13 protein-coding genes, 9 tRNA genes, 1 rRNA gene and 1 other annotated feature are annotated in these 25594 nt (G+C 46.3%); of the genes, 6 read left to right on the plus strand and 17 right to left on the minus strand.

What is annotated here, in order from left to right; genetic code table 11:
- Positions 1-18: 18 nt before the first annotated feature.
- The 10 genes from L1D55_RS06775 to L1D55_RS06820 all read right to left on the minus strand — a co-directional run bounded on the left by L1D55_RS06775 (position 19) and on the right by L1D55_RS06820 (position 8140).
- A complete protein-coding gene (locus L1D55_RS06775) occupies positions 19-990 on the minus strand; it encodes an SPOR domain-containing protein (RefSeq protein WP_239916945.1) in 972 nt (323 codons plus the stop codon).
- Between the two features lie 187 nt (positions 991-1177).
- The gene (locus L1D55_RS06780; protein WP_008218598.1) at positions 1178-2116 is read right to left on the minus strand and encodes an ABC transporter permease; all 939 of its coding nucleotides are present in this window, start codon (positions 2114-2116) and stop codon (positions 1178-1180) included.
- 2 nt (positions 2117-2118) lie between these two features.
- On the minus strand, positions 2119-3096 hold the full coding sequence (locus L1D55_RS06785; RefSeq protein ID WP_061033080.1) for an ABC transporter permease: 978 nt from the start codon (positions 3094-3096) through the stop codon (positions 2119-2121).
- A gap of 179 nt (positions 3097-3275) precedes the next feature.
- Positions 3276-4829: an ABC transporter substrate-binding protein gene (locus L1D55_RS06790; protein WP_102425727.1), complete on the minus strand. Its 1554-nt coding sequence runs from the start codon at positions 4827-4829 to the stop codon at positions 3276-3278.
- A 94-nt stretch (positions 4830-4923) separates the two neighbouring features.
- Positions 4924-6651 carry an ABC transporter ATP-binding protein gene (locus tag L1D55_RS06795; RefSeq protein WP_004740930.1) on the minus strand — a complete coding sequence of 576 codons (1728 nt, stop codon included), beginning with the start codon at positions 6649-6651 and terminating at the stop codon, positions 4924-4926.
- Positions 6652-7575: 924 nt separating this feature from the next.
- Positions 7576-7652: transfer RNA gene (locus L1D55_RS06800), tRNA-Pro, on the minus strand.
- A gap of 10 nt (positions 7653-7662) precedes the next feature.
- Positions 7663-7738, minus strand: a tRNA-His gene (locus tag L1D55_RS06805).
- A gap of 46 nt (positions 7739-7784) precedes the next feature.
- Positions 7785-7861: transfer RNA gene (locus L1D55_RS06810), tRNA-Pro, on the minus strand.
- 76 nt (positions 7862-7937) lie between these two features.
- A tRNA-His gene (locus tag L1D55_RS06815) sits at positions 7938-8013 on the minus strand.
- Between the two features lie 50 nt (positions 8014-8063).
- Positions 8064-8140: transfer RNA gene (locus tag L1D55_RS06820), tRNA-Arg, on the minus strand.
- A gap of 298 nt (positions 8141-8438) precedes the next feature.
- Between L1D55_RS06820 and L1D55_RS06825 the strand changes: the two genes are divergently transcribed.
- Positions 8439-8852: a cytochrome c5 family protein gene (locus tag L1D55_RS06825; protein WP_239916946.1), complete on the plus strand. Its 414-nt coding sequence runs from the start codon at positions 8439-8441 to the stop codon at positions 8850-8852.
- A gap of 82 nt (positions 8853-8934) precedes the next feature.
- On the opposite strand, the gene rep is transcribed toward L1D55_RS06825, so the two are convergent.
- A complete protein-coding gene (gene rep, locus L1D55_RS06830; RefSeq protein ID WP_239916947.1) occupies positions 8935-10953 on the minus strand; it encodes a DNA helicase Rep in 2019 nt (672 codons plus the stop codon).
- Positions 10954-11133: 180 nt separating this feature from the next.
- Here rep and L1D55_RS06835 point away from each other — a divergent pair, with 180 nt between their 5' ends.
- The 4 genes from L1D55_RS06835 (at position 11134) to L1D55_RS06850 (ending at position 16345) form a co-directional block, all read left to right on the plus strand.
- The gene (locus L1D55_RS06835) at positions 11134-11715 is read left to right on the plus strand and encodes a TetR/AcrR family transcriptional regulator (protein WP_239916951.1); all 582 of its coding nucleotides are present in this window, start codon (positions 11134-11136) and stop codon (positions 11713-11715) included.
- Positions 11716-11733: 18 nt separating this feature from the next.
- Complete coding sequence (locus L1D55_RS06840) at positions 11734-12840, plus strand: efflux RND transporter periplasmic adaptor subunit (RefSeq protein WP_128162486.1); 1107 nt, start codon at positions 11734-11736, stop codon at positions 12838-12840.
- Positions 12841-12851: 11 nt separating this feature from the next.
- A complete protein-coding gene (locus L1D55_RS06845) occupies positions 12852-15974 on the plus strand; it encodes a multidrug efflux RND transporter permease subunit (RefSeq protein ID WP_128162488.1) in 3123 nt (1040 codons plus the stop codon).
- Between the two features lie 119 nt (positions 15975-16093).
- Positions 16094-16345: an accessory factor UbiK family protein gene (locus tag L1D55_RS06850; RefSeq protein WP_004740921.1), complete on the plus strand. Its 252-nt coding sequence runs from the start codon at positions 16094-16096 to the stop codon at positions 16343-16345.
- Positions 16346-16568: 223 nt separating this feature from the next.
- Here L1D55_RS06850 and ilvC read toward each other — a convergent pair whose 3' ends face one another.
- Positions 16569-18053 carry a ketol-acid reductoisomerase gene (gene ilvC, locus L1D55_RS06855; protein WP_239916948.1) on the minus strand — a complete coding sequence of 495 codons (1485 nt, stop codon included), beginning with the start codon at positions 18051-18053 and terminating at the stop codon, positions 16569-16571.
- A gap of 145 nt (positions 18054-18198) precedes the next feature.
- Here ilvC and ilvY point away from each other — a divergent pair, with 145 nt between their 5' ends.
- The gene (gene ilvY / locus L1D55_RS06860; protein WP_128162494.1) at positions 18199-19089 is read left to right on the plus strand and encodes an HTH-type transcriptional activator IlvY; all 891 of its coding nucleotides are present in this window, start codon (positions 18199-18201) and stop codon (positions 19087-19089) included.
- Between the two features lie 115 nt (positions 19090-19204).
- Here ilvY and L1D55_RS06865 read toward each other — a convergent pair.
- The 5 genes from L1D55_RS06865 to L1D55_RS06885 form a co-directional block, all read right to left on the minus strand.
- Positions 19205-19295, minus strand: a tRNA-Ser gene (locus L1D55_RS06865).
- 69 nt (positions 19296-19364) lie between these two features.
- Positions 19365-23363: a sequence feature (most likely nonfunctional fraction of RNA operon), on the minus strand.
- Between the two features lie 335 nt (positions 23364-23698).
- Positions 23699-23774: transfer RNA gene (locus L1D55_RS06870), tRNA-Val, on the minus strand.
- A 33-nt stretch (positions 23775-23807) separates the two neighbouring features.
- A tRNA-Lys gene (locus L1D55_RS06875) sits at positions 23808-23883 on the minus strand.
- A gap of 2 nt (positions 23884-23885) precedes the next feature.
- Positions 23886-23961, minus strand: a tRNA-Glu gene (locus L1D55_RS06880).
- A gap of 121 nt (positions 23962-24082) precedes the next feature.
- Positions 24083-25475 (minus strand): 16S ribosomal RNA (locus L1D55_RS06885).
- Between the last annotated feature and the right edge of the window lie 119 nt (positions 25476-25594).

Genomic DNA, 25594 nt, shown 5'->3' on the forward strand with positions numbered 1-25594 from the left:
AGGTTTAAATCCGACTTGTTACTTCACACACATCACGTTAAGTAGTGAAGAACCTTTAAGTTGGTTTACGTTACCATTGGTGAACAGGCCTTTCTTATCCGCTCCCCAATAAGGTAGGTGCATAGGCCAATTCTGGTTTTCCATCACTTTTGAGCCTAGGATGCTCTGCCATTGCTTTTCAGTCATCAGCTGCATGTTGATCTTGTTACAGACCAGCTCTGCGCTACCATAATCCAAACGACTCCAAGGCTTACCTTGCTCCATGTAGAACTGCTGCTCATGGTCTAGCAGGTAAGGGATCGCGTATTGGCTACCGGCAACATTTGCCGTCACGCGAACTTCAATCTCTAGATCGTCATCTGAATTCTTGTCACCACTTGGCAATGCTTGAATTGCCGCCGCACTGGTAACTGCTGCCGTTGGCTTAGCTGCTACGGGTTTCGCCGCAGGCTTAGTTGCGGGTTTTACAGGAGCCTTAACCGGTGTCGGTTTTGCTGTTTTAGGCTCGGCCGCTTTTGCCACGATAGGTTGTGATGAGGTCTTCGACTTATCAACCATACGAATAAAGGCTTCGCCATAACCTGGTACCTTACGAACCTGAGCTAGATCTTTTCTTGCATCAGAAAATGTAGAGTAAGGGCCAATCAAACAACGATAGTCACCACCCTCAGGTTTCATCCATACGTTGGTCGAAATTTTGCCGTAAAGAGGTTTTGCTTGGCTCAGTGACAAAGGCTTGTTCAGCAGGCCACATTGAACCCAAAACAGCTCGTTATCTGAATGACGTTTAGGCGCTTTATTACCCCAAACACCCTTACCGATCGGACATGATTGCTCTAGCTGTGGTAATTGATTAGTACTTGCCTGAGTAGCATCACATAAAACCGATTCTGCATTAACTTGGCTCGATACCAAAAGGGATGCAGCAATAAGCCCCATACGATAATTTCTAATCACAGCGCGACATACATCATTCATTGTCAATTTCATAACCACCACTTAAACCCTCACGGGCTAATTGTTACCGAATCAATGTCGATAAAACATAAATTCCATTTTAAGTACTATTGACACTATCAATGATACTTAGTTCAAGATCCATTAAGCAAAAAAAGAGCCGTAATTGCTTACGGCTCTTAGTTTAGTGATTTTTTTTACTAAAAATCAAACCAAGCTATCACCCTTTATAAATTTTAGGGTTAAACACATCACGTAACCAGTCACCTAGTAGGTTGATCACCAGTACTAGCGTCACCAATACGACACCAGGGAATGCAGTGATCCACCATGCACCAGAGAAAATGTAGTTAAAACCAGTACTGATTAGTGCGCCCAGTGACGGTTGGTCTACCGGTAGGCCCAAACCTAGGAAAGAAAGTGCCGCTTCTGACATGATGGCATTTGCCACCTGTACCGTAGAGATAACCAAAATTGGCGATAAACAGTTTGGTAGAATATGGCGGAACATGATGCGCGGTGCTCTGAAGCCCATCACGCGTGCCGCTTCTACATACTCTTTCTTCTTCTCAGCCAACACCGATGCACGAATCGTACGAGCATACTGTGGCCATTCGGCAATACCAATGATCACCACCAGCATCACTACCGCATACTGCGCGTAGAAGTCACTACCGAAGCTCGCCTTAAAGATAGCCGAGACAATGATCGCAACCATCATGGTTGAGAACGAAAGTTGAACATCAGCAAAACGCATCAGGAAGCTATCGATACGACCACCGAAGTAACCCGCAGACAGGCCAATGATGATACCTAGAGTCAGCTGTAGACCAACGGCTAGGAAACCAATCGTCAGTGATAAGCGAGAGCCGTAAAGCATGGTCGATAGAATGTCACGACCCTGTTCATCCGTACCCAGTAGGAAACGCTCTTCGCCATCTTCCATCCAAGACGGTGGTAGCTCTGAGTCCATGATATCGATAGACGTCACGTCATACGGGTCTGTTGGCGCTAGAATAGGTGCCGCCAATGCCATCACCAAGAAAGCAGTGAAAACAGCAAAGCTGAACATTGCCACTTTGTCACGCAAGAAGTAGTACAGAATGTCTGACTGCTTAAATCGCTCCCAACGAGATGGAGCTGTTGTTGTTTGTTCCATGATTATGCTCCTTTCCCTGTGATGTTCACTGTTGGGTTAATGATGCCGTATAGCAGGTCAACAATGGTGTTCGTTACTACGAAGATAAGGCCAACGAAAATAACGTATGCGGTAATCAGTGGTGTATCCACTCGGTTAATCGCTTCAAGGAATAGGAAGCCGGTGCCCGGCCACTGGAATACGGTTTCAGTAAGAATCGTGTAAGCCACCATAGTACCAATCTGAACACCACCTACCGTTAGTACAGGTAGCATTGTGTTTTTCAGGGCGTGCTGGTAGTAAATCTTGTTCAGTTCAAGACCTTTCGCTTTACCAAACTTGATGTACTCAGAGCTCAGCACTTCTAGCATCTCTGAACGAACTAGACGAATGAAAAGCGGTAGCATGATAGATGCAAGTGCGATACTAGGCAGAACTAAGTGTGCAAGGCCATCCAGCGTTAGGAAACCAGACTCCCAGCCAAACCAGTTTGCAGTTTCACCACGGCCAAACGACGGTAGCCAGCCAAGTTCAATTGAGAAGACATACATCAGCATGATTGCCGTTAAGAAAACAGGCACAGAGATACCGATACTGCTGCCCGCCATCACCAACTTAGTGAAGAAACTTTTTGGGTGTATTGCTGAATAAACGCCAAGTGGAATCGACAGACAAACGATGATCAGAGAAGCGCCAAACACAAGTTCAAGCGTTGCCACCAGCTTATCTAAGATTACGTCCACAGCAGGGCGTTTAAAGAAATATGAAGTACCAAGGTCACCTTGTAGAGCTGCGCCTACAAAGCGAGTGTATTTTGTAATGAAGGGATCATTTAAGCCGAGTTCATCACGCAGCGCTTGACGCTCCGATTCTGACACAGATTGACCGACTAACTCACGCAACGGGTCGCCCAGGTTATCCTGAATGGCAAACGCCACCAAACTGATCACAAACATCACTATCAGTGCCTGAAACAGGCGCTTGACCAGAAACGTAACCATTCCTTGCCCCTTATCTATCCATGACTATCTAATCGAAATCCGCGACTAGATAACAATAATTCAGTCTTAAAAAAGGTATTTAGCCAGACTGAAGGAAGACCAAATACCTAAACTTAAATCTATTTCTTAATAATTTTGAGAGCCTGAAAGCTTCAGGCTCTCGATTCTAGCAAGCTAGATTATTTTACAACTAGGTCGCCAAAGTAAGGCATAACCATTGGGTTTACGATATCTGCTGCACCTACGTTAGACTTCGCGCCCCACGCTTCACTTTGCCAGTGTAGCGGTACGAATGCAGCGTCGTTGTATAGTGTTGCTTCAACGCCTTTCAGCATCTTAGAACGCTTAACTGGGTCAGTTTCAGTGTTAGAAGCTTCTACAATCGCATCCATTTCTGGGTTTGAGTAACCAGAACAGTTGTATTGACCACGACCTGTCTCTTCGTTACGAGTCATTGTTAGGAACTCGTTGAAGTTCGCTGAATCTTCAGTATCTGAGTGCCAGCCGATCATCATCATATCAGCAGAACATAGGTCAAATTCAGGCCAGTACTGTGCTTTAGGCATAGTCTTAAGATCAACTTTGATACCAATCTTAGATAGCATTGCCGCAGACGCTTGCGCTACTTTCGCATCGTTCACGTAACGGTTGTTTGGTGCCATCATAGTTAGCGTAAAGCCATCTTCGTAGCCCGCTTCTTTCATCAGCTCTTTCGCTTTCTTAAGATCGTAACGAGGAACTAGCTCTTCGTTGTGACCCGCGTAGCCTGTTGGGCTTTGCTGACCAGCAGCGGTTGCGAAGCCTTTCATGATCTTCTTAACGATACCTTCGTTGTTGATTGCGTGAACAATCGCCTGACGAACGCGAACATCTTTAAGTGCTTCGTTGCTGTTTTGGTTCATTTGGAACGTGATGATACGAGTACCAGGTAGCGTTACTAGATCGATGTTCTTAGCGTTCTTAACACGCTTGTGATCGTTTGGTGCTACTGGGTGAATCATATCTACGTCACCAGAAAGAAGTGCAGCAACACGTGTTGCGTCTTCTTTGATTGGCACAAGTGTTAGCTTGTCTACGTTACCTTCAGACTCTGTGTCCCAGTAATCGTTGAAACGTTCGAACGTTACCTTAACGCCTTGCTCACGCTGCGTTACGATGAAAGGACCAGTACCTGAAACGTTAGTCGAAGCGAACGAGTTACCGTGCTTAACTAGCTCAGACTTGTCTTTACCTTCCGCTGTCTTACCAGAGTAGAACTTGCTGTCCATTGGGAAGATGTAAGTTGCTGTTTGTAGTACTAGTGGGTAAGCCGCTTTTGATACTAGCTCAACTGTGTAGTCATCCACTTTTACCATTTTTTCGTATGGCGTGAAGATTGACTTAAAGTCTGGAGAAGCTTGTAGACGTTCAAAAGTCCACACAACATCATCAGCAGTCAGTTCGTTACCAGAGTGGAATTTCACACCTTTGCGTAGGTTGAAACGGAAAGTCGTTTCATCAACACGCTCCCAGCTAGATGCTAGGCGGCCTTCGAAATCCATCTCTTGAGTGAAACGTACTAGAGGGTCAAACACCATGTGAGACATTTGCAGTGTGCCACCAGACAGCTGCTCGTGCGGGTCAAGTGATACTGGGTCAGCTGCGTAGCCAACGGTAATATCTGCTGCTGCTGCACTAAAGCTTAGGCCAGCTGCCATCAAAGCTACTGCTAATTTGCTTTTCATGGTTTTCATTGCATAACTCCTTCATGCGGGAATCCAGATCCCTAGTTGTTGTATTTGCGTCTGTTTATTGTTGTTAGCAAGCTAAACTCCAGCCTGCTGATTTTTATACCGCGGCTTGGGCCACTGCTTTTTCTTCTCTTAAACCTGTAAATTCAGGCATTAAAGAAATCAGTTGTTTGCTGTATTCATGCTGAGGTGATTGGAACAGCTGCTCTGTAGGCGCAACTTCCAATAGTGTCCCCATCTGCATCACACCAACACGATCACACATTTGGCGAATAACCGGTAAATCGTGACTGATGAACAGCATGGTTAGGTTTAGCTCGTCTTGTAAGTCTTTTAGTAGGTTAAGAATCTGAGCCTGTACCGACACATCCAGTGCCGATGTTGGCTCATCACAAATCAAAAGACGTGGGCGAGTCGCCAAAGCGCGAGCGATAGAAATACGCTGACGTTGACCACCTGAGAATTCGTGTGGGTACTTCACCCCTGCCATTTTGCCTAAACCAACGTGCTCTAGCAGATCGTTAACGATCTGACGAGTTTCGCTTTCGTTGCGAGTAAGCTTATGGAATCGAATAGGTTCAGCAATGATGTCGAATATCTTCATTCGAGGGTTCATTGAAGTGTAAGGGTTTTGGAAAACCATCTGCATTTGGCGACGCATAGGGCGACGCTCTTTCTCTGACTTCAGGCCAGTCAGGTCAACGCCTTCAAACGTTACCTTGCCCGAGTTTGGCGCGTACAAGCCAGCAATTACACGAGCAATCGTTGATTTACCAGAGCCTGATTCACCTACCAAACCAAACGTCTCACCTTCATGCACTTCAAAGCTAACGTTGTTCGACGCTTGTACGTACTCACGACGGCTCTCGAAGAACGAATCTTTAGTGGTAAAGCGCAGGTTTACGTTTTCAACATTTAATAGTGGGCCAGTGTAATCACGGTGATCTTGGCTTTGACCCAACCAGTGATTTTTCACATCAAGAGGTTCCATCTCGTGTGCTTCTTCGATGTAGCTCACAAGTGGGAAACGGTCGAGTTTGCGGTCTGAACGCGGAACCGCAGAGATCAAGCTGTGTGTGTATGGGTGTTCTGGCGTACCAAGCACTTTGGCTGTTGGGCCGAACTCAACTAAGTCACCACGATACATTACGGCTACGCGATCGGTTACGTTAGATACCACACCCATGTCGTGCGTTACCAACATACAACCTACGTTTTTCTTAATACATAGATCGCGAATCAAACCTAAGATTTGGTCTTGGATAGACACATCCAGTGCGGTGGTTGGTTCATCTGCGATGATAAGGTCAGGCTCACCTGCCAATGCAATCGCAATAACCACACGCTGACGCATACCGCCAGAGAATTGGTGAGGATACTGTTTTAAGCGGTTTTCTGGCTGTGGGATACCAACTTGATTCATCAAGTCGAGGGAGCGCTCATAGGCTTCTTGATCGGAAACCTTCATGTTGGCGTGGATCGTTTCTTTTAACTGCTGTTCTACGGTGAATAGAGGGTTAAGAGACGTCATTGGATCTTGGAAGATAAAACCAATCTTTGAGCCGCGAACAGAACGCATCTGTTCAGGAGATAAGCCAGAGACTTTTTCGCCATCCAGAAATACCTCGCCGCTAGCAATGCGACCAGGAGGGCTCAATAGATCGATAACCGCGTTACCTACCGTTGACTTACCAGCCCCAGATTCGCCTACAACACCAACAATCTCACCACGTTCAATATTGAACGAAAGCGATTTAACTGCGGCGTGAACTCCATGACGAGATGGGTATTCGATACGAAGATTTTTTACTTCTAAAAGTGACATTACCAGACCTCTACTGCTTTGGCAGCTTTCTGCCCTGTCTGCAAAATTGAATCCATTCTTACCAGAATATTGTTCTGATATTTTATACGGCTGACAATTTGGCAAATAATTCACAGAAAAGCAACAAAAATAGGGTAAAAAGTCGACATTAAACGCTTAACAAGCAAAACCACCACATAACTATTCACCAGAAAAGCATAGAGTAAGAAAAAACAGCATCATACTAGTGGTAATAAATACTCACAAAACCCTTACCACAACTTACTTGTAGAGCTAAAGCCATGGTTGAGAGCAGATCTCACTACCAATCACTAAAAACAAATAATTATTCCAAAAAACAATTAACAATATAGAAACATAATCTAATTTATCTATTTATATTAAACAAAACAACTAAATAGTGTTGCATTAGCCATATTTACAACCGCTAATATAAACTCAACAAATATAAGATAACAAAACAAGCAGATGGATAAATTAGTTGGAATTTTCGGCGATTTGGGAGGGGGAAAAATGCTAAATACGGCCATTAATCGACAGTTTTGGGGTTAGGTTTCATTTTTCGTAAAAGTCTTTAGACCAAACCTATCAACCTGTCGAATTTATCAGGCCATTAAATTATATAAAATTAGATATAGATCGACCGGTTTAATGAATTGTGGTTTTGTGTGGAGAAGAAACGGACTCGTAGATAGGCTGAGGAAGAAGAGGTATTCACACTAAACGCACAACACTTAGAAGAGGTTAGTTTGCTTGTAATCTAAACCCCAAACGAAAAAAAGCCCCGTCATTTCTGACGAGGCTTTCTTATAGTGGTCGGTGAAAAGGGAGGCGATGCGACTGGGCTTCCAGCCCCCGAAAACATCATTACATTTTCGCCAAATAGAAAAAAAGCTCATCATTTCTGATGAGCTTTCTTAAAATTGGTCGGTGAAGAGGGATTCGAACCCCCGACCCTCTGGTCCCAAACCAGATGCGCTACCAAGCTGCGCTATTCACCGACAAAATTAATGGGGTGGCTAACGAGATTCGAACTCGCGACCACCGGAATCACAATCCAGGGCTCTACCAACTGAGCTATAGCCACCACTAATTTTTTTGTATAACCGCTTAACAAGCGATTATTGAAATAGTGGTCGGTGAAGAGGGATTCGAACCCCCGACCCTCTGGTCCCAAACCAGATGCGCTACCAAGCTGCGCTATTCACCGACTAGTTTTGTATCGATTCTTGGGATAGTGAATCAACACTGGAAGCCGAAGCTACCGATAATTTGTAAAGAAAGAATGGGGTGGCTAACGAGATTCGAACTCGCGACCACCGGAATCACAATCCAGGGCTCTACCAACTGAGCTATAGCCACCATAATTTCTTTTTCTGCCAATTTCTCGCTTACCGAAGTAAGTGACCGGATGGCGCGCCTGAAAGGATTCGAACCTTCGGCCTTTGGCTCCGGAGGCCAACGCTCTATCCAGCTGAGCTACAGGCGCATGCCCTGTCGGCGGAGTGGAATAATACGTATATCACCCAATGCCGTCTAGTACTTTTTTAACTTTTTTTTCTGTTTGGTCTCTTTTTCGACAGTTAATATGTGATAAACCCCTTATTTGAGTACTACAACCCGCCACAGCTTATAAGTTGTTGTTTATTGCAACAACTTATCGGGATATAATCACCCATTATTTACATTGGTTTAACAGTTGCTCTTTACTGGTTAAAGCCAAAACACCCCTCCAACACTATAATTTGGTAAGCATGTACTTACCTTGGGAATGTAAAGTGAGTTTAATGGATATGTCTCGTCGAATTTTAAGCGTTGTCATCGCAGTTTTAACCTTCTCAACTGGTGCAATGGCTTCAGGCCTGAGTGAAGCAGAGCAAGATGCAATTGCTGAGCGCATCAAACCAGTTGGTCAAGTATACCTAGTCGGCAGTGAGCCAGTAGCCGCTGAACCAACGGGCCCTCGTGATGGCGCAACAGTTTATGGTACCTTTTGTATCGCTTGTCACGCATCTGGCGTAAGTAGCGCACCTAAAACAGGTGATGCTGGTGACTGGGGTCCTCGTATTGCTCAAGGTCGCGATGTTCTAGCTGACCACGCAATCAACGGCTTCAACGCGATGCCAGCAAAAGGTTCATGTATGGACTGTTCAGACGACGAAATCAAAGATGCTATCGAGCACATGATTGCTGGTCTGTAATTACAAATACCAAATTCAAAAAAGGTGACCATCAGGTCACCTTTTTTATTGTCTTCTATATAGTGCTATATAAGGCAGAACATTACTTCTTATTGAACATCGCTCGAATATTCGCAATGTGCGCCTGCCCTTTCTCCATTCGCTCTTCAGCAGACTGTGGCTTCTTCACGCTTTCCCATTCCACATCATCATGTGGCAATTCATCAAGAAAACGACTTTGTGTTGGTTTAATTAACTCACCAAACTGGCGGCGTTCACGACACTTGGTAAAAGTCAGTTCTTTCTGCGCTCGAGTGATACCCACATACATTAGGCGACGCTCTTCCTCAACGTTACCTTCATCAACACTGGTTTGGTGCGGCAAGATGCCCTCTTCTGTTCCCATCAAATACACATATGGGAACTCCAAGCCTTTCGATGCGTGAAGTGTCATCAACTGTACTTGGTCAGCATCGTCATCGTCTTCACCACGTTCCATCATGTCGCGCAAGGTTAAGCGCTGCACAACCTCACGTAGCGACTTCTCTTCCTTATCGTAATTGTCGCCTTCTAAGTCAGCCACAATCCAGCTGTAGAGATCAGACACGTTCTTCATACGCATCTCTGCCGCTTTCGGACTTGCTGAGGTTTCGTATAACCAATCTTCGTAGTTAATATCACGTACCAAAGCACGAACCGCATCCACGGTATTACCACGCTCTGCGTTATCCGAGATACGAACAATCCAATCGGTGAATCGACGCAGGTTCTCCAAGCCTCGGCCTGTTAGGGTTTGCTCTAAGCCCATCTCAAAGCTGGCCTCAAACAAGCTCTTGCCTCGCATGTTGGCGTAGCTACCTAACTTCTCTAGCGTCACCGGACCGATCTCACGGCGAGGCGTGTTTACAATACGTAGGAAGGCGTTGTCATCATCAGGGTTCACCAATACACGCAGGTAAGCCATGATGTCTTTAATCTCTGCTCTAGCGAAGAACGAGGTGCCGCCAGAGATCTTGTAAGGCACGCGGTTCTGCATCAGCGCTTTTTCAATCAAGCGTGATTGGTGGTTACCACGGTAAAGTACCGCATAATCTTTATACTCAGTACGGTTCAAAAACTTGTGTGCGATGATCTCACCGGTAATACGCTCGGCCTCATGCTCTTCGTTCTTGGCATTCAATACCTTAAGCTTTTCGCCATCCGGGATCTCAGAGAATAGAGACTTCTCATATACGTGCGGATTGTTGGCGATCAGGATGTTCGCTGCACGCAAGATTCGACTGGTTGAGCGGTAGTTTTGCTCCAGCTTGATCAGGCGAAGGTTAGGATAGTCTTCACCCAGCAACACCAGGTTCTGCGGTTTCGCACCACGCCATGAGTAAATAGATTGGTCATCATCACCTACTACCGTCAAGCGACCGCGCTCTCCAACCAGTAAGCGAACCAATTCGTACTGGCTGGTGTTGGTATCTTGGTATTCGTCCACAAGCAGGTAGCGAATACGCGATTGCCAACGTTCACGCACTTCTTGATTGGTTTTGAGTAATTGTACTGGCAGTGCAATCAAGTCATCAAAGTCGAGGGCGTTGTAAGCCTTCATCTGTTTTTGATACATCTCGAAGCAGAACGCAAATAGCTGCTCTTGTTCACCTTGAGCACGTGCTTTGACCTGATCTGGCGTCAGCATGTCATTCTTCCAATTCGAAATCGCACTCATCAATGCACGCAGTAAATCCTTGTCGCCATCGATTTGTCTTTCTGTTAGCTCTTTTAATAGGGCTAACTGGTCTTGGTCATCAAATAGAGAAAAGCCCGCTTTTAGGCCCAGCGTTTTGTACTCGCGACGAATAATGGTTAGGCCCATAGTATGGAACGTCGAAACGATAAGTCCTTTCGCTTCACCTTTACCTAAGGTTTGCCCTACACGCTCTTTCATCTCACGCGCTGCTTTATTGGTAAAGGTTACTGCCGCGATGTTACGCGCCTTATAGCCACACTCCTGAACCAAATAAGCAATTTTATTGGTGATAACACGTGTCTTGCCTGATCCAGCGCCCGCTAATACTAAGCAGGGGCCTGAAACATACTTCACGGCTTCATCTTGTCTTGGGTTCAGTTTCATTTGATTCTCTATCTGTTCTTACAAGGTCGAATTGGTTGCGCGCCTATAATAATGCTGCAACATCACGAATGCTACGTTCTCTTCTACAAGAATTTTACGTCATTTATGCAAAACTTTGTTGCACATGTGTATGGTTCTTAGGCTATAATGAATGAACGTTCATTCATCGGTGATGTAAATATGACTACTCATGCACCTCAGGATAAACGCCAACAAATACTTTCTGCAGCAGAGAAGCTAATTGCTGAGGTCGGTTTTCAAGGCCTCTCAATGCAAAAACTAGCAAAAGAAGCGGGAGTGGCTGCAGGCACTATCTATCGCTACTTTGAAGATAAGGATCACTTGATCGATGACGTTCGAGTGCTCGTAACACAACGAGTAGCAGATGCTGTACAAGACGGAGTTAATGATTCGGATCCAATAAAGCAACGCTACAGAACCATGTGGCTCAACATATGGAACTTAGCGGGAACGAACTTAGCTGCGATTAAAAATCGAGTTCAGTATGACTCTCTACCTATCACAAATAGCCTAAACTTCAGGGAACTTGAACGAAAAATGTTTGCCCAAGTTGAGCTGCTATTTAATGAGGGTAAAGAGCAAGGATTGTTTAAACCGCTGCATAATGAAGTATTAAGCGGCTTGAGCTTAGCGGCTAGTGTCTCTCTAGCGCGAAAGCATTCTTTAGGATTTTACCAACTCGACGAGGCAGCATTAGAAGCTGCAATAGAAGCCAGTTGGGACGCAATAATTAAACACTAGATCGGAGTTTTGACCATAATGAAAAAGTGGACTTTCTTCATGTTACTCATCGCTGTATTACTTTTCGGCAGCGTTATTGGGTTTAACATGTTCAAACAACAAAAAATTGCTGAGTACATGGCAAACCGCCCTGAACCAGAATTTCCAGTAACGGTTACTGAAGTTCAGCCGATCGATTGGGTTCCGGTTATTGAAGCTATCGGCTTCATTGAACCAAACCAAGGTGTCACGCTAGCAAACGAAACTAGCGGTGTAATCGACCAAATTTCTTTTGAATCAGGTACTGAAGTTAAGAGCGATCAACTACTCGTTCGCCTTGATTCAGATGTAGAGAAAGCGAACCTTAAGAGTTCTGAAGCTCGCTTACCTGCAGCAAAAGCTAAGTACAAGCGTTACCAAGGTCTATTCAAGAAAGGCTCTATCTCTAAAGAGGCTTACGATGAAGCAGAAGCTAACTACTTCTCTCTTTCAGCTGATATTGAAAGTCTAAAAGCGTCTATCGATCGTCGTGAAATTCGCGCACCATTCGATGGTACCGTTGGTATCCGTAATGTTTACCTAGGCCAATACCTACAATCAGGTACTGATATTGTTCGTCTAGAAGACACTAGTGTAATGCGCCTACGCTTCACGGTTTCTCAAACTGACATCTCTCGCATCAGTGTGGGTCAAGCAGTTGATATCTTCGTTGACGCTTACCCTGAAATCCCATTTGAGGGCTCGATCAGTGCTATTGAACCAGCAGTAAGTGTGCAAAGTGGTCTAATTCAAGTTCAAGCAGACATTCCAAACAATGATGGCAAACTTCGTAGCGGCATGTTCGCTCGCGCTAACATCATTCTGCCTAAATTAGAGAACCAAGTAACTCTGCCTCAAACAGCGATTACTTTCACTCTATACGGCGACAATGTTTACATCCTAACTGAAGAAGACGGCGTTAAACGCGTTTCTCAGCAAGTTGTAAAAGTAGGTGAGCGTACCGCTGATATTGCACACATCCTTGAAGGTGTTAAAGCAGGCGATACGGTTGTGACTTCTGGCCAAGTACGTCTAAGTAACGGTGCCAAAGTTAAGGTTGTGGAAAGTGATGCAATCACACCACCATCAGAAACACCTAAGCTGTAACTGGAGGCATAATGCGCTTTACTGATGTTTTTATTAAACGTCCAGTTCTAGCGGTATCCATCAGCTTTTTGATTGCGCTGCTTGGCTTACAAGCAATCTTCAAAATGCAGGTGCGTGAATACCCTGAAATGACGAATACCGTCGTAACCGTGACCACGAGTTACTACGGTGCAAGTGCCGATCTTATCCAAGGCTTTATCACCCAGCCCCTCGAACAGGCTGTGGCACAAGCGGATAACATCGATTATATGACTTCATCTTCTGTACTCGGTAGCTCAACAATTACCGTTAACATGAAGTTGAACACTGACCCGAATGCAGCGCTGTCTGACATATTAGCGAAGACAAACTCAGTTCGATCTCAGCTTCCAAAAGAAGCGGAAGATCCAACTGTAACCATGTCGACCGGTTCAACGACAGCGGTACTCTACATTGGTTTTACTAGTGATGAGTTGGTGTCGAGCCAAATTACCGATTATCTAGAGCGAGTAATCAACCCGCAGCTATTTACGGTAAACGGTGTATCGAAGGTTGACCTATACGGTGGTATGAAATACGCACTACGCGTATGGCTAGACCCGTCAAAAATGGCGGCAGTTGATCTAACCGCTAGCGATGTGATGTCGGTACTGAATGCCAACAACTACCAATCGGCAACGGGTCAGGCAACGGGTGAGTTCGTTCTCTACAACGGCAGTGCTGATACCCAAGTATCTAACGTTGAAGAGCTAGAGAATCTTGTAGTACGAAGCGGTGAAGGCGAAATCATCCGTCTATCTGACATTGCTAAGGTTTCTCTAGAGAAAAGCCACGATGTGTACCGTGCAAGTGCGAACGGTCAGGAAGCGGTTGTTGCAGCGATTAACGCGGCACCAAGCGCTAACCCGATCAACATTGCAGCCGATGTTCTTGAGCTTCTTCCTCAGCTAGAGAAGAACCTACCAAGTAACATCTCAATGAACGTAATGTACGACTCAACGATTGCGATTAACGAATCGATTCAAGAGGTTATCAAAACCATCCTTGAAGCAGCATTAATCGTACTGGTTGTAATTACCTTGTTCCTAGGTTCTTTCCGTGCGGTACTGATCCCTATCGTTACTATCCCACTGTCTTTGATTGGTGTGGCAATGGTAATGCAGGCGATGGGCTTCTCTTGGAACCTGATGACGCTACTGGCAATGGTACTCGCCATCGGCCTGGTGGTAGATGATGCGATCGTAGTACTAGAGAACGTCGACCGACATATCAAGCTCGGGGAGTCCCCTTTCCGTGCTGCAATCATCGGTACTCGTGAAATTGCGGTACCCGTTATTGCAATGACACTAACGCTAGGCGCGGTATACGCTCCGATCGCGATGATGGGTGGTATCACAGGCTCACTATTTAAAGAGTTTGCGCTAACCCTAGCCGGTTCAGTATTTGTATCCGGTATCGTGGCATTAACGCTATCGCCAATGATGTGTTCAAAAATGCTAAAAGCTCATGCAGAGCCAAGCAAGTTTGAACAAAAAGTACATAGCGTACTGGATGGTATGACTAACCGTTACGAGCGCATGCTTGGTGCGGTAATGAACCATCGCCCAGTATTCATTGGCTTTGCGGTTATCGTATTTGCAAGCTTGCCGATGCTGTTTAAGTTTATCCCAAGTGAGTTAGCACCTTCTGAAGATAAAGGTGTGATCATGCTGATGGGTACAGCACCATCAAATGCGAACTTAGACTTCATGCAAAATACCATGAACGACGTGAACACCATTCTGTCTGATCAGCCAGAAGTAGCGTACGCACAGGTGTTTACTGGTGTGCCAAATGCAAACCAAGCGTTTGGTATTGCATCTATGGTTCCATGGAGTGAGCGTGAGGCGAGCCAATCAGACGTAGCAAACCGCGTTGGTGGTTTAGTTAAAGATGTTCCAGGTATGGCAGTAACGGCGTTCCAAATGCCAGAACTACCAGGTGCAGGTTCAGGTCTTCCAATTCAGTTTGTTATTACAACACCAAACAGTTTTGAGAGCTTGTTCCAAATCACTACTGACATTTTGGCTGATGTAGCATCGAACCCGCTGTTCGTTTACTCAGATCTAGATCTGAACTACGACTCAGCAACGATGAAAGTACACATCGATAAAGACAAAGCAGGCGCATACGGTGTGACCATGCAAGATATCGGTATCACACTTGGTACTATGATGTCTGATGGCTACGTAAACCGTATCGACTTAAACGGTCGTTCTTATGAGGTTATCCCTCAAGTAGAGCGTAAGTTCCGTTTGAACCCTGAATCGATGAATAACTACTACGTGCGTGCTGCAGATGGTAGAGCAGTACCACTGGGCAGTTTAATTACGATTGATGTTGTGGCAGAGCCTCGCTCTCTTCCTCACTTCAACCAATTGAACTCAGCAACGATTGGTGCTGTACCAGCTCCAGGCGCAGCGATGGGTGATGCGATTGCATGGTTTGAAGATACGGCAACGAACAAGCTACCAAGTGGCTACAACCACGATTACATGGGTGAAGCTCGTCAATACGTAACAGAAGGTAGCGCACTTTACGCAACCTTTGGTTTGGCGCTAGCAATCATCTTCTTGGTACTGGCGATTCAATTCGAATCTCTAAAAGACCCATTGGTTATCATGGTATCTGTACCACTGGCGATCTGTGGTGCCCTAATTGCTCTAGCTTGGGGCGCAGCAACGATGAACATTTACTCGCAAGTAGGTTTGATCACGCTGGTCGGCTTGATTACTAAGCACGGTATCTTGATCTGTGAGGTTGCAAAAGAAGAACAGTTGCATCACCACAAGACTCGTATTGAAGCGGTAATGGAAGCTGCGAAGGTTCGTCTTCGTCCAATTCTGATGACAACAGCTGCGATGATCGCTGGTCTAATACCACTGATGTACGCAAGTGGTGCGGGTGCAGCTCAGCGCTTTAGTATTGGTATCGTAATCGTTGCTGGTCTAGCGATTGGTACTATCTTTACGCTATTTGTACTGCCTGTGATTTACAGCTACCTAGCTGAAAAGCACAAACCTCTTCCTGTATTTGTTGAAGACAAAGATCTAGAAAAACTAGCTCGCGTCGATGAAGCAAAAGCAGCACACAGAGAATTAGCAGATAACAAGTAATCGCTATGTCGTAAAACAATCAAAAAGGCTACTTCGGTGGCCTTTTTTTATACGCGATAGGCGACATCTCAAGTGTGATTAAATAGAATAGTGATAAATAGTCAGGAGTTTTAATCGATATGTTTGATCCAAAAAAACTAGAGCAAATTGCTAAGCAGATCCACGACTCTATGCCTCAACCAGTGAAAGAACTGGGTTCAGACGTAGACCAGAAAGTTCGCCAAGTTATCCAAGGCCAGCTAAACAAACTAGATGTTGTAAGCCGTGAAGAGTTTGATGTTCAGACTCAAGTACTACTACGCACTCGTCAAAAGCTGACTGAAATGGAACAAAAGCTTGCAGAGCTAGAAGCTAAACTTGCAGACAAGTAAGCACTTAAGCAAGAAAAGATAAGAGGGCTGGCGTGAAAACGTCAGCCCTTTTTTATGCACTCGAACTTTGGGGAATCAGCTCTAGATTGCGCAGCCCGTTTCCCAAATAAACAAAAAGGCTTGGTCAACGGCGACCAAGCCTTTTAATTAGATGTTGTGTTTTTATTTATGACTCCAGTTTTTGGAGCTCTTTAAATTTTTTCGATGCTATCGAGTTAAGAAATTAACCGCCTACTGCAATGCGCTTCATGTCGCTCATGTAAGCACGTAGCTCTTCACCGATGTACTCAACTGGGTGGTTACGGATAGCTTCGTTTACTTCAATTAGACGAGCGTTATCTACTTGGTTAGATGTTTCACCTAAGCCTTTACCGATTACGTCTGTTGATACTGAAGGCATGAACTTCTCACGTAGTAGTGGTGTTGCTACGTTAGCAAATAGGTAGTTACCGTATTCAGCTGTATCAGAGATTACTACGTTCATTTCGTATAGACGCTTACGAGCAACCGTGTTTGCGATTAGTGGAAGCTCATGTAGAGACTCGTAGTATGCAGACTCATCGATGATGCCAGATGCTGTCATTGCTTCGAACGCTAGCTCAACACCCGCACGAACCATAGCAACAAGTAAGATACCGTTGTCGAAGTACTCTTGCTCTGAGATTTCTAGATCAGAAGCAGGGTAGTTTTCGAATGCTGTTCCGCCTGTCTCTTCACGCCAGCCTAGTAGGTTAGCATCGTCGTTTGCCCAGTCAGCCATCATAGTGCTAGAGAATTCACCTTGAATGATGTCATCCATGTGCTTGTTGTAAAGCGGACGCATTAGGTCTTTTAGCTCTTCAGAAAGCTCAAACGCTTTGATTTTAGCTGGGTTAGATAGACGGTCCATCATGTGTGTTACGCCACCAAACTTAAGCGCTTCAGTGATCGTTTCCCAACCGTATTGTAGAAGCTTACCTGCGTAGCTTGGATCGATACCGTCAGCAACCATCTTCTCATAAGATACAATAGAACCAGCTTGTAGCATGCCACAAAGAATTGTTTGCTCACCCATAAGGTCAGATTTAACTTCAGCAACGAAAGAAGACTCTAGACAACCTGCGCGATGACCACCTGTACCAGCAGCCCAAGCTTTAGCGATATCCCAACCTTCACCCTTAGGGTCATTCTCTGGGTGAACAGCGATTAGTGTTGGTACACCAAAACCACGCTTGTACTCTTCACGTACTTCAGTACCTGGACACTTAGGTGCAACCATTACAACCGTTAGGTCTTTACGGATTTGCATACCTTCTTCAACTACGTTGAAGCCATGTGAGTAACCTAGTGCAGCGCCTTCTTTCATTAGAGGCATTACGGTTTCAACTACGTTAGTGTGTTGTTTGTCTGGAGTTAGGTTGATTACTAGATCCGCTTCAGGAATTAGCTTCTCGTAGCTGTCTACTTCAAAACCGTTCTCTTTTGCGTTTTTGTAAGACTGACGTTGCTCGTCAATCGCAGCCTGACGTAGAGCGTAAGCTACGTTTAGGCCTGAATCACGCATGTTTAGACCTTGGTTAAGGCCTTGAGCACCACAACCAACAATTACGATTTTCTTACCTTCAAGGTATTCAGCTTCTGTCGCAAATTCTTCACGATCCATGAAACGGCAACGACCTAGTTGGTCTAGTTGTTCACGAAGGTTTAATGTATTGAAATAGTTAGCCATTTGAGGCACTCCTTTAAAAATAAGTCCGTAAGGTCGATATCTCTCTATCGAATGACATCATACTAAAACAGACACTCCGTTGCTGAAAGTGATATATTCACAATTAGTTATTGCAATAAATGCAACATGGAAACGATCACAGAACATGAACATAAAATCTCTACAATTATTTATACATTTATGTGATAGCAAGAGTTTCAGCAAAACTGCTGCGGCTATGCATGTCAGCCCTTCAGCACTGAGCCGTCAGGTACAAAAGCTTGAGGAAGAAACAGGACAGGAACTGCTTATCAGGGACAACCGAAGTGTTGACCTCACTCCAGCAGGGAAACACCTATTACCAGTAGCGTTGAGCATTGTTGGAGAGTGGCAGCAATATAATCTTCACCTAAAAGGCGGTGAGCAAGAGCTAAAGGGTGAGATCAGGATATTTTGCTCCGTGACTGCAAGCTATAGCCACCTTCCTGAGCTAATTACCGAGTTCAGAGCTATTCATCCATATATCGAATTCAAGCTTTCTACAGGCGATCCAGCTCAGTCTATCGATAAGATATTAAATGACGAAGCGGATATCGCGATTTCAGCGAAGCCAGACATCCTCCCTTCAAGGTTAGAATTCGAAACCATTAGTGATATACCACTATCTGTCATCATCCCATCTGGTGTCAGTAGCTTTACTCAACAGCTGCAATCTGACAAGCCAAACTGGAATGAAGTCCCTTTTATCATCCCTGAAGCGGGTACAGCTCGTGAGCGTGCTAATGCATGGTTTAAGAAGATGAAGATTAAACCCAACATTTATGCTCAAGTATCAGGTCATGAGGCAATTGTAAGTATGGTAGCGCTAGGGTGTGGGGTTGGTATCGCACCTGATGTGGTGATAAACAACAGTCCTGTAAGAGATAAAGTAAGCCGCTTAAAGATCGAGCCCATCAAGCCATTTGAGTTAGGCGTATGTTGTAAGCGAGCACAGCTAGATAACCCTCTAATTCGAGCGTTCTGGCAAGTCGCAGAAGGTAAGTATTTAGCGGACTAGTTGTCACTGCTTTCAATACTAAGAAGGGAAGAGCACGTTAGTGCTCTTCCCTTTTTTATTTATATATCGCAGATAAGAAAAAAGCCCGCTGATTTCTCAGCGGGCTTTCTAATGGTGGTGGAGGGATAGGGATTTGAACCCTAGAACCGCTATTAACGGTTGCCGGTTTTCAAGACCGGTGCTTTCGACCACTCAGCCATCCCTCCAACAAACTGTCATCAACAGATTCGTGTACTGTTGAGGTTGTTATTTGCTATGCAAATAACAAAATTAAAGCCTGGCGATGTCCTACTCTCACATGGGGAAGCCCCACACTACCATCGGCGCTATTGTGTTTCACTTCTGAGTTCGGCATGGAATCAGGTGGGTCCACAATGCTATGGTCGCCAAGCAAATTTTAAAATTCGGAAAGCTGTTTCTGTTCTCTTCAAACTCATTCAAGCGTTTGTATCTTTGAGTCCATCAAAACCCCTTGGGTGTTGTATGGTTAAGCCTCACGGGCAATTAGTACAGGTTCCCAGAGGTTCGTCCACTCCGGTCCTCTCGTACTAGGAGCAGCCCCCTTCAATTTTCCAACGCCCACGGCAGATAGGGACCGAACTGTCTCACGACGTTCTAAACCCAGCTCGCGTACCACTTTAAATGGCGAACAGCCATACCCTTGGGACCGACTTCAGCCCCAGGATGTGATGAGCCGACATCGAGGTGCCAAACACCGCCGTCGATATGAACTCTTGGGCGGTATCAGCCTGTTATCCCCGGAGTACCTTTTATCCGTTGAGCGATGGCCCTTCCATTCAGAACCACCGGATCACTATGACCTGCTTTCGCACCTGCTCGAATTGTCATTCTCGCAGTCAAGCGGGCTTATGCCATTGCACTAACCWCACGATGTCCAACCGTGWTTAGCCCACCTTCGTGCTCCTCCGTTACTCTTTGGGAGGAGACCGCCCCAGTCAAACTACCCACCAGGCACTGTCCGTAATCCCGATTCAGGGACCAACGTTAGAACATCAAMACTACAAGGGTGGTATTTCAAGGACGACTCCACCACATCTRGCGACGCGGTTTCAAAGTCTCCCACCTATCCTACACATGTAGGKTCAATGTTCAGTGCCAAGCTGTAGTAAAGGTTCACGGGGTCTTTCCGTCTAGCCGCGGGTACACTGCATCTTCACAGCGATTTCAATTTCACTGAGTCTCGGGTGGAGACAGCGTGGCCATCATTACGCCATTCGTGCAGGTCGGAACTTACCCGACAAGGAATTTCGCTACCTTAGGACCGTTATAGTTACGGCCGCCGTTTACCGGGGCTTCGATCAAGAGCTTCGACCGAAGTCTAACCCCATCAAGGGGCGGTATCAGCCTGTTATCCCCGGAGTACCTTTTATCCGTTGAGCGATGGCCCTTCCATTCAGAACCACCGGATCACTATGACCTGCTTTCGCACCTGCTCGAATTGTCATTCTCGCAGTCAAGCGGGCTTATGCCATTGCACTAACCTCACGATGTCCAACCGTGWTTAGCCCACCTTCGTGCTCCTCCGTTACTCTTTGGGAGGAGACCGCCCCAGTCAAACTACCCACCAGGCACTGTCCGTAAYCCCGATTCAGGGACCAACGTTAGAACATCAACACTACAAGGGTGGTATTTCAAGGACGACTCCACCACATCTRGCGACGCGGTTTCAAAGTCTCCCACCTATCCTACACATGTAGGGTCAATGTTCAGTGCCAAGCTGTAGTAAAGGTTCACGGGGTCTTTCCGTCTAGCCGCGGGTACACTGCATCTTCACAGCGATTTCAATTTCACTGAGTCTCGGGTGGAGACAGCGTGGCCATCATTACGCCATTCGTGCAGGTCGGAACTTACCCGACAAGGAATTTCGCTACCTTAGGACCGTTATAGTTACGGCCGCCGTTTACCGGGGCTTCGATCAAGAGCTTCGACCGAAGTCTAACCCCATCATATGTTCAGTGCCAAGCTGTAGTAAAGGTTCACGGGGTCTTTCCGTCTAGCCGCGGGTACACTGCATCTTCACAGCGATTTCAATTTCACTGAGTCTCGGGTGGAGACAGCGTGGCCATCATTACGCCATTCGTGCAGGTCGGAACTTACCCGACAAGGAATTTCGCTACCTTAGGACCGTTATAGTTACGGCCGCCGTTTACCGGGGCTTCGATCAAGAGCTTCGACCGAAGTCTAACCCCATCAATTAACCTTCCGGCACCGGGCAGGCGTCACACCGTATACGTCATCTTACGATTTTGCACAGTGCTGTGTTTTTAATAAACAGTTGCAGCCACCTGGTATCTGCGACTCTCGTCTGCTCCATCCGCAAGGGACTTCACTGATAAGAGCGTACCTTCTCCCGAAGTTACGGTACCATTTTGCCTAGTTCCTTCACCCGAGTTCTCTCAAGCGCCTTGGTATTCTCTACCCGACCACCTGTGTCGGTTTGGGGTACGATTCCTTACAATCTGAAGCTTAGAGGCTTTTCCTGGAAGCATGGCATCAATGACTTCACYACCGTAGTRGCTCGACATCGTATCTCAGCGTTAASAAAGAGCCGGATTTACCTAAMYYTTCCGCCTACGTACTTGAACCTGGACAACCGTCGCCAGGCCCACCTAGCCTTCTCCGTCCCCCCATCGCAATTGTAAGAAGTACGGGAATATTAACCCGTTTCCCATCGACTACGCCTTTCGGCCTCGCCTTAGGGGTCGACTTACCCTGCCCCGATTAACGTTGGACAGGAACCCTTGGTCTTCCGGCGAGGGAGTTTTTCACTCCCTTTATCGTTACTCATGTCAGCATTCGCACTTCTGATACCTCCAGCAGCCCTTACAGACCACCTTCAACGGCTTACAGAACGCTCCCCTACCCCACGCACATAAGTRCGTAGCCGCAGCTTCGGTGTATAGCTTAGCCCCGTTACATCTTCCGCGCAGGCCGACTCGACCAGTGAGCTATTACGCTTTCTTTAAATGATGGCTGCTTCTAAGCCAACATCCTGGCTGTCTGAGCCTTCCCACATCGTTTCCCACTTAGCTATACTTTGGGACCTTAGCTGGCGGTCTGGGTTGTTTCCCTCTCCACGACGGACGTTAGCACCCGCCGTGTGTCTCCCGGATAGTACTTACTGGTATTCGGAGTTTGCAAAGGGTTGGTAAGTCGGGATGACCCCCTAGCCTTAACAGTGCTCTACCCCCAGTAGTATTCGTCCGAGGCGCTACCTAAATAGCTTTCGGGGAGAACCAGCTATCTCCAGGTTTGATTGGCCTTTCACCCCTAGCCACAAGTCATCCGCTAATTTTTCAACATTAGTCGGTTCGGTCCTCCAGTTGATGTTACTCAACCTTCAACCTGCCCATGGCTAGATCACCTGGTTTCGGGTCTAATCCTAGCAACTGTACGCCCAGTTAAGACTCGGTTTCCCTACGGCTCCCCTAAACGGTTAACCTTGCTACTAAAATTAAGTCGCTGACCCATTATACAAAAGGTACGCAGTCACACCACGAAGGTGCTCCTACTGCTTGTACGTACACGGTTTCAGGTTCTATTTCACTCCCCTCACAGGGGTTCTTTTCGCCTTTCCCTCACGGTACTGGTTCACTATCGGTCAGTCAGTAGTATTTAGCCTTGGAGGATGGTCCCCCCATATTCAGACAGGATATCACGTGTCCCGCCCTACTCGTTTTCACTGATGATGAGATCAAAAGGTACGCAGTCACACCACGAAGGTGCTCCTACTGCTTGTACGTACACGGTTTCAGGTTCTATTTCACTCCCCTCACAGGGGTTCTTTTCGCCTTTCCCTCACGGTACTGGTTCACTATCGGTCAGTCAGTAGTATTTAGCCTTGGAGGATGGTCCCCCCATATTCAGACAGGATATCACGTGTCCCGCCCTACTCGTTTTCACTGATGATGAGATGTCGACTACGGGGCTATCACCCTTTATTGCRGCACTTTCCAGAGCCTTCGTCTGTCTCATTAAAAGCTTAAGGGCTAATCCAATTTCGCTCGCCGCTACTTTCGGAATCTCGGTTGATTTCTCTTCCTCGGGGTACTTAGATGTTTCAGTTCCCCCGGTTTGCCTCTTGTTGCTATGTATTCACAACAAGATACTTACTTATGTAAGTGGGTTTCCCCATTCGGAAATCCCAGACTCAAATGACTTTTACTGTCTAATCTGGGCTTATCGCAAGTTAATACGTCCTTCATCGCCTCTGACTGCCAAGGCATCCACCGTGTACGCTTAGTCACTTAACCATACAACCCGAAGAGGTCTTATGTATGGCGTTTGCTTTCACTTTTAAAAAGTGAAGACAAAACAGCAACCAAGGTTTTTGGTTGTAACAAGAAGGGTTAATTCTTATTACGTGTTTGCYGGACTCAATGTGATTCAAACAAGTTCGAATCGAATACAAGACACTTGAATGTGTTTGTGTTGTGTTTACTGTTCTTAATAAATAGGAGCAGATAAACATTGAGAACTTTTAATTTGATTAACTCTTAGAGTTAATCAGTCAGCTTTCCAAATTGTTAAAGAGCAGATTTTCTAACGAAAACCATTTTTAAGAACACTTAGCAAATGCGCTTAAAGATGGTGGGCGATACCGGGCTCGAACCAGTGACCCCCTGCTTGTAAGGCAGGTGCTCTCCCAACTGAGCTAATCGCCCACGAAAAGTTTTAATTCCTTCGTGGAGAAAGAATGGTGGGTCGTGCAGGATTCGAACCTGCGACCAATTGATTAAAAGTCAACTGCTCTACCAACTGAGCTAACGACCCAATGGTATCCCGTAGGGGAGTCGAACCCCTGTTACCGCCGTGAAAGGGCGGTGTCCTAGGCCTCTAGACGAACGGGACACTGCTAATTTATCTCCACTTTAAAAAGTAGAAACAAACTTCGAAGAACTTGGGAGTTCTTCAACTCTTTTTTTTTAAACCGTATCAATCTGTGTGGACACTTATCGTGAATATCTTCGTATAAGGAGGTGATCCAGCCCCAGGTTCCCCTAGGGCTACCTTGTTACGACTTCACCCCAGTCATGAACCACAAAGTGGTGAGCGTCCTCCCCGAAAGGTTAAACTACCCACTTCTTTTGCAGCCCACTCCCATGGTGTGACGGGCGGTGTGTACAAGGCCCGGGAACGTATTCACCGTAGCATTCTGATCTACGATTACTAGCGATTCCGACTTCATGGAGTCGAGTTGCAGACTCCAATCCGGACTACGACGCACTTTTTGGGATTCGCTCACTCTCGCAAGTTTGCMGCCCTCTGTATGCGCCATTGTAGCACGTGTGTAGCCCTACTCGTAAGGGCCATGATGACTTGACGTCGTCCCCACCTTCCTCCGGTTTATCACCGGCAGTCTCCCTGGAGTTCCCGACATTACTCGCTGGCAAACAAGGATAAGGGTTGCGCTCGTTGCGGGACTTAACCCAACATTTCACAACACGAGCTGACGACAGCCATGCAGCACCTGTCTCAGAGCTCCCGAAGGCACACCTGCGTCTCCGCTCTCAAGGCCACAACCTCCAAGTAGACATCGTTTACGGCGTGGACTACCAGGGTATCTAATCCTGTTTGCTCCCCACGCTTTCGCATCTGAGTGTCAGTATCTGTCCAGGGGGCCGCCTTCGCCACTGGTATTCCTTCAGATCTCTACGCATTTCACCGCTACACCTGAAATTCTACCCCCCTCTACAGTACTCTAGTTCACCAGTTTCAAATGCAGTTCCGAGGTTGAGCCCCGGGCTTTCACATCTGACTTAATGAACCACCTGCATGCGCTTTACGCCCAGTAATTCCGATTAACGCTCGCACCCTCCGTATTACCGCGGCTGCTGGCACGGAGTTAGCCGGTGCTTCTTCTGTTGCTAACGTCAAGAGATGCCGCTATTAACGACACCCCCTTCCTCACAACTGAAAGTACTTTACAACCCGAAGGCCTTCTTCATACACGCGGCATGGCTGCATCAGGCTTTCGCCCATTGTGCAATATTCCCCACTGCTGCCTCCCGTAGGAGTCTGGACCGTGTCTCAGTTCCAGTGTGGCTGATCATCCTCTCAGACCAGCTAGGGATCGTCGCCTTGGTGAGCCATTACCTCACCAACTAGCTAATCCCACCTAGGCATATCTTGACGCGAGAGGCCCGAAGGTCCCCCTCTTTGGCCCGTAGGCATTATGCGGTATTAGCCATCGTTTCCAATGGTTATCCCCCACATCAAGGCAATTTCCTAGGCATTACTCACCCGTCCGCCGCTCGACGCCGTTATCGTTCCCCGAAGGTTCAGATAACTCGTTTCCGCTCGACTTGCATGTGTTAGGCCTGCCGCCAGCGTTCAATCTGAGCCATGATCAAACTCTTCAATTTAAGATTTTGTGACTCAAYGAATACTGACTTCAAAACTACTGTGTAATTTTAAAGCTATTATCATTCCAACAGAATGATAATGAATTGACTGTGCCGATAATAAATTATCGATTGGTCAC

It is taken from the genome of Vibrio sp. Isolate22 (assembly GCF_022398115.1).
Taxonomy (GTDB): Bacteria; Pseudomonadota; Gammaproteobacteria; order Enterobacterales; family Vibrionaceae; genus Vibrio.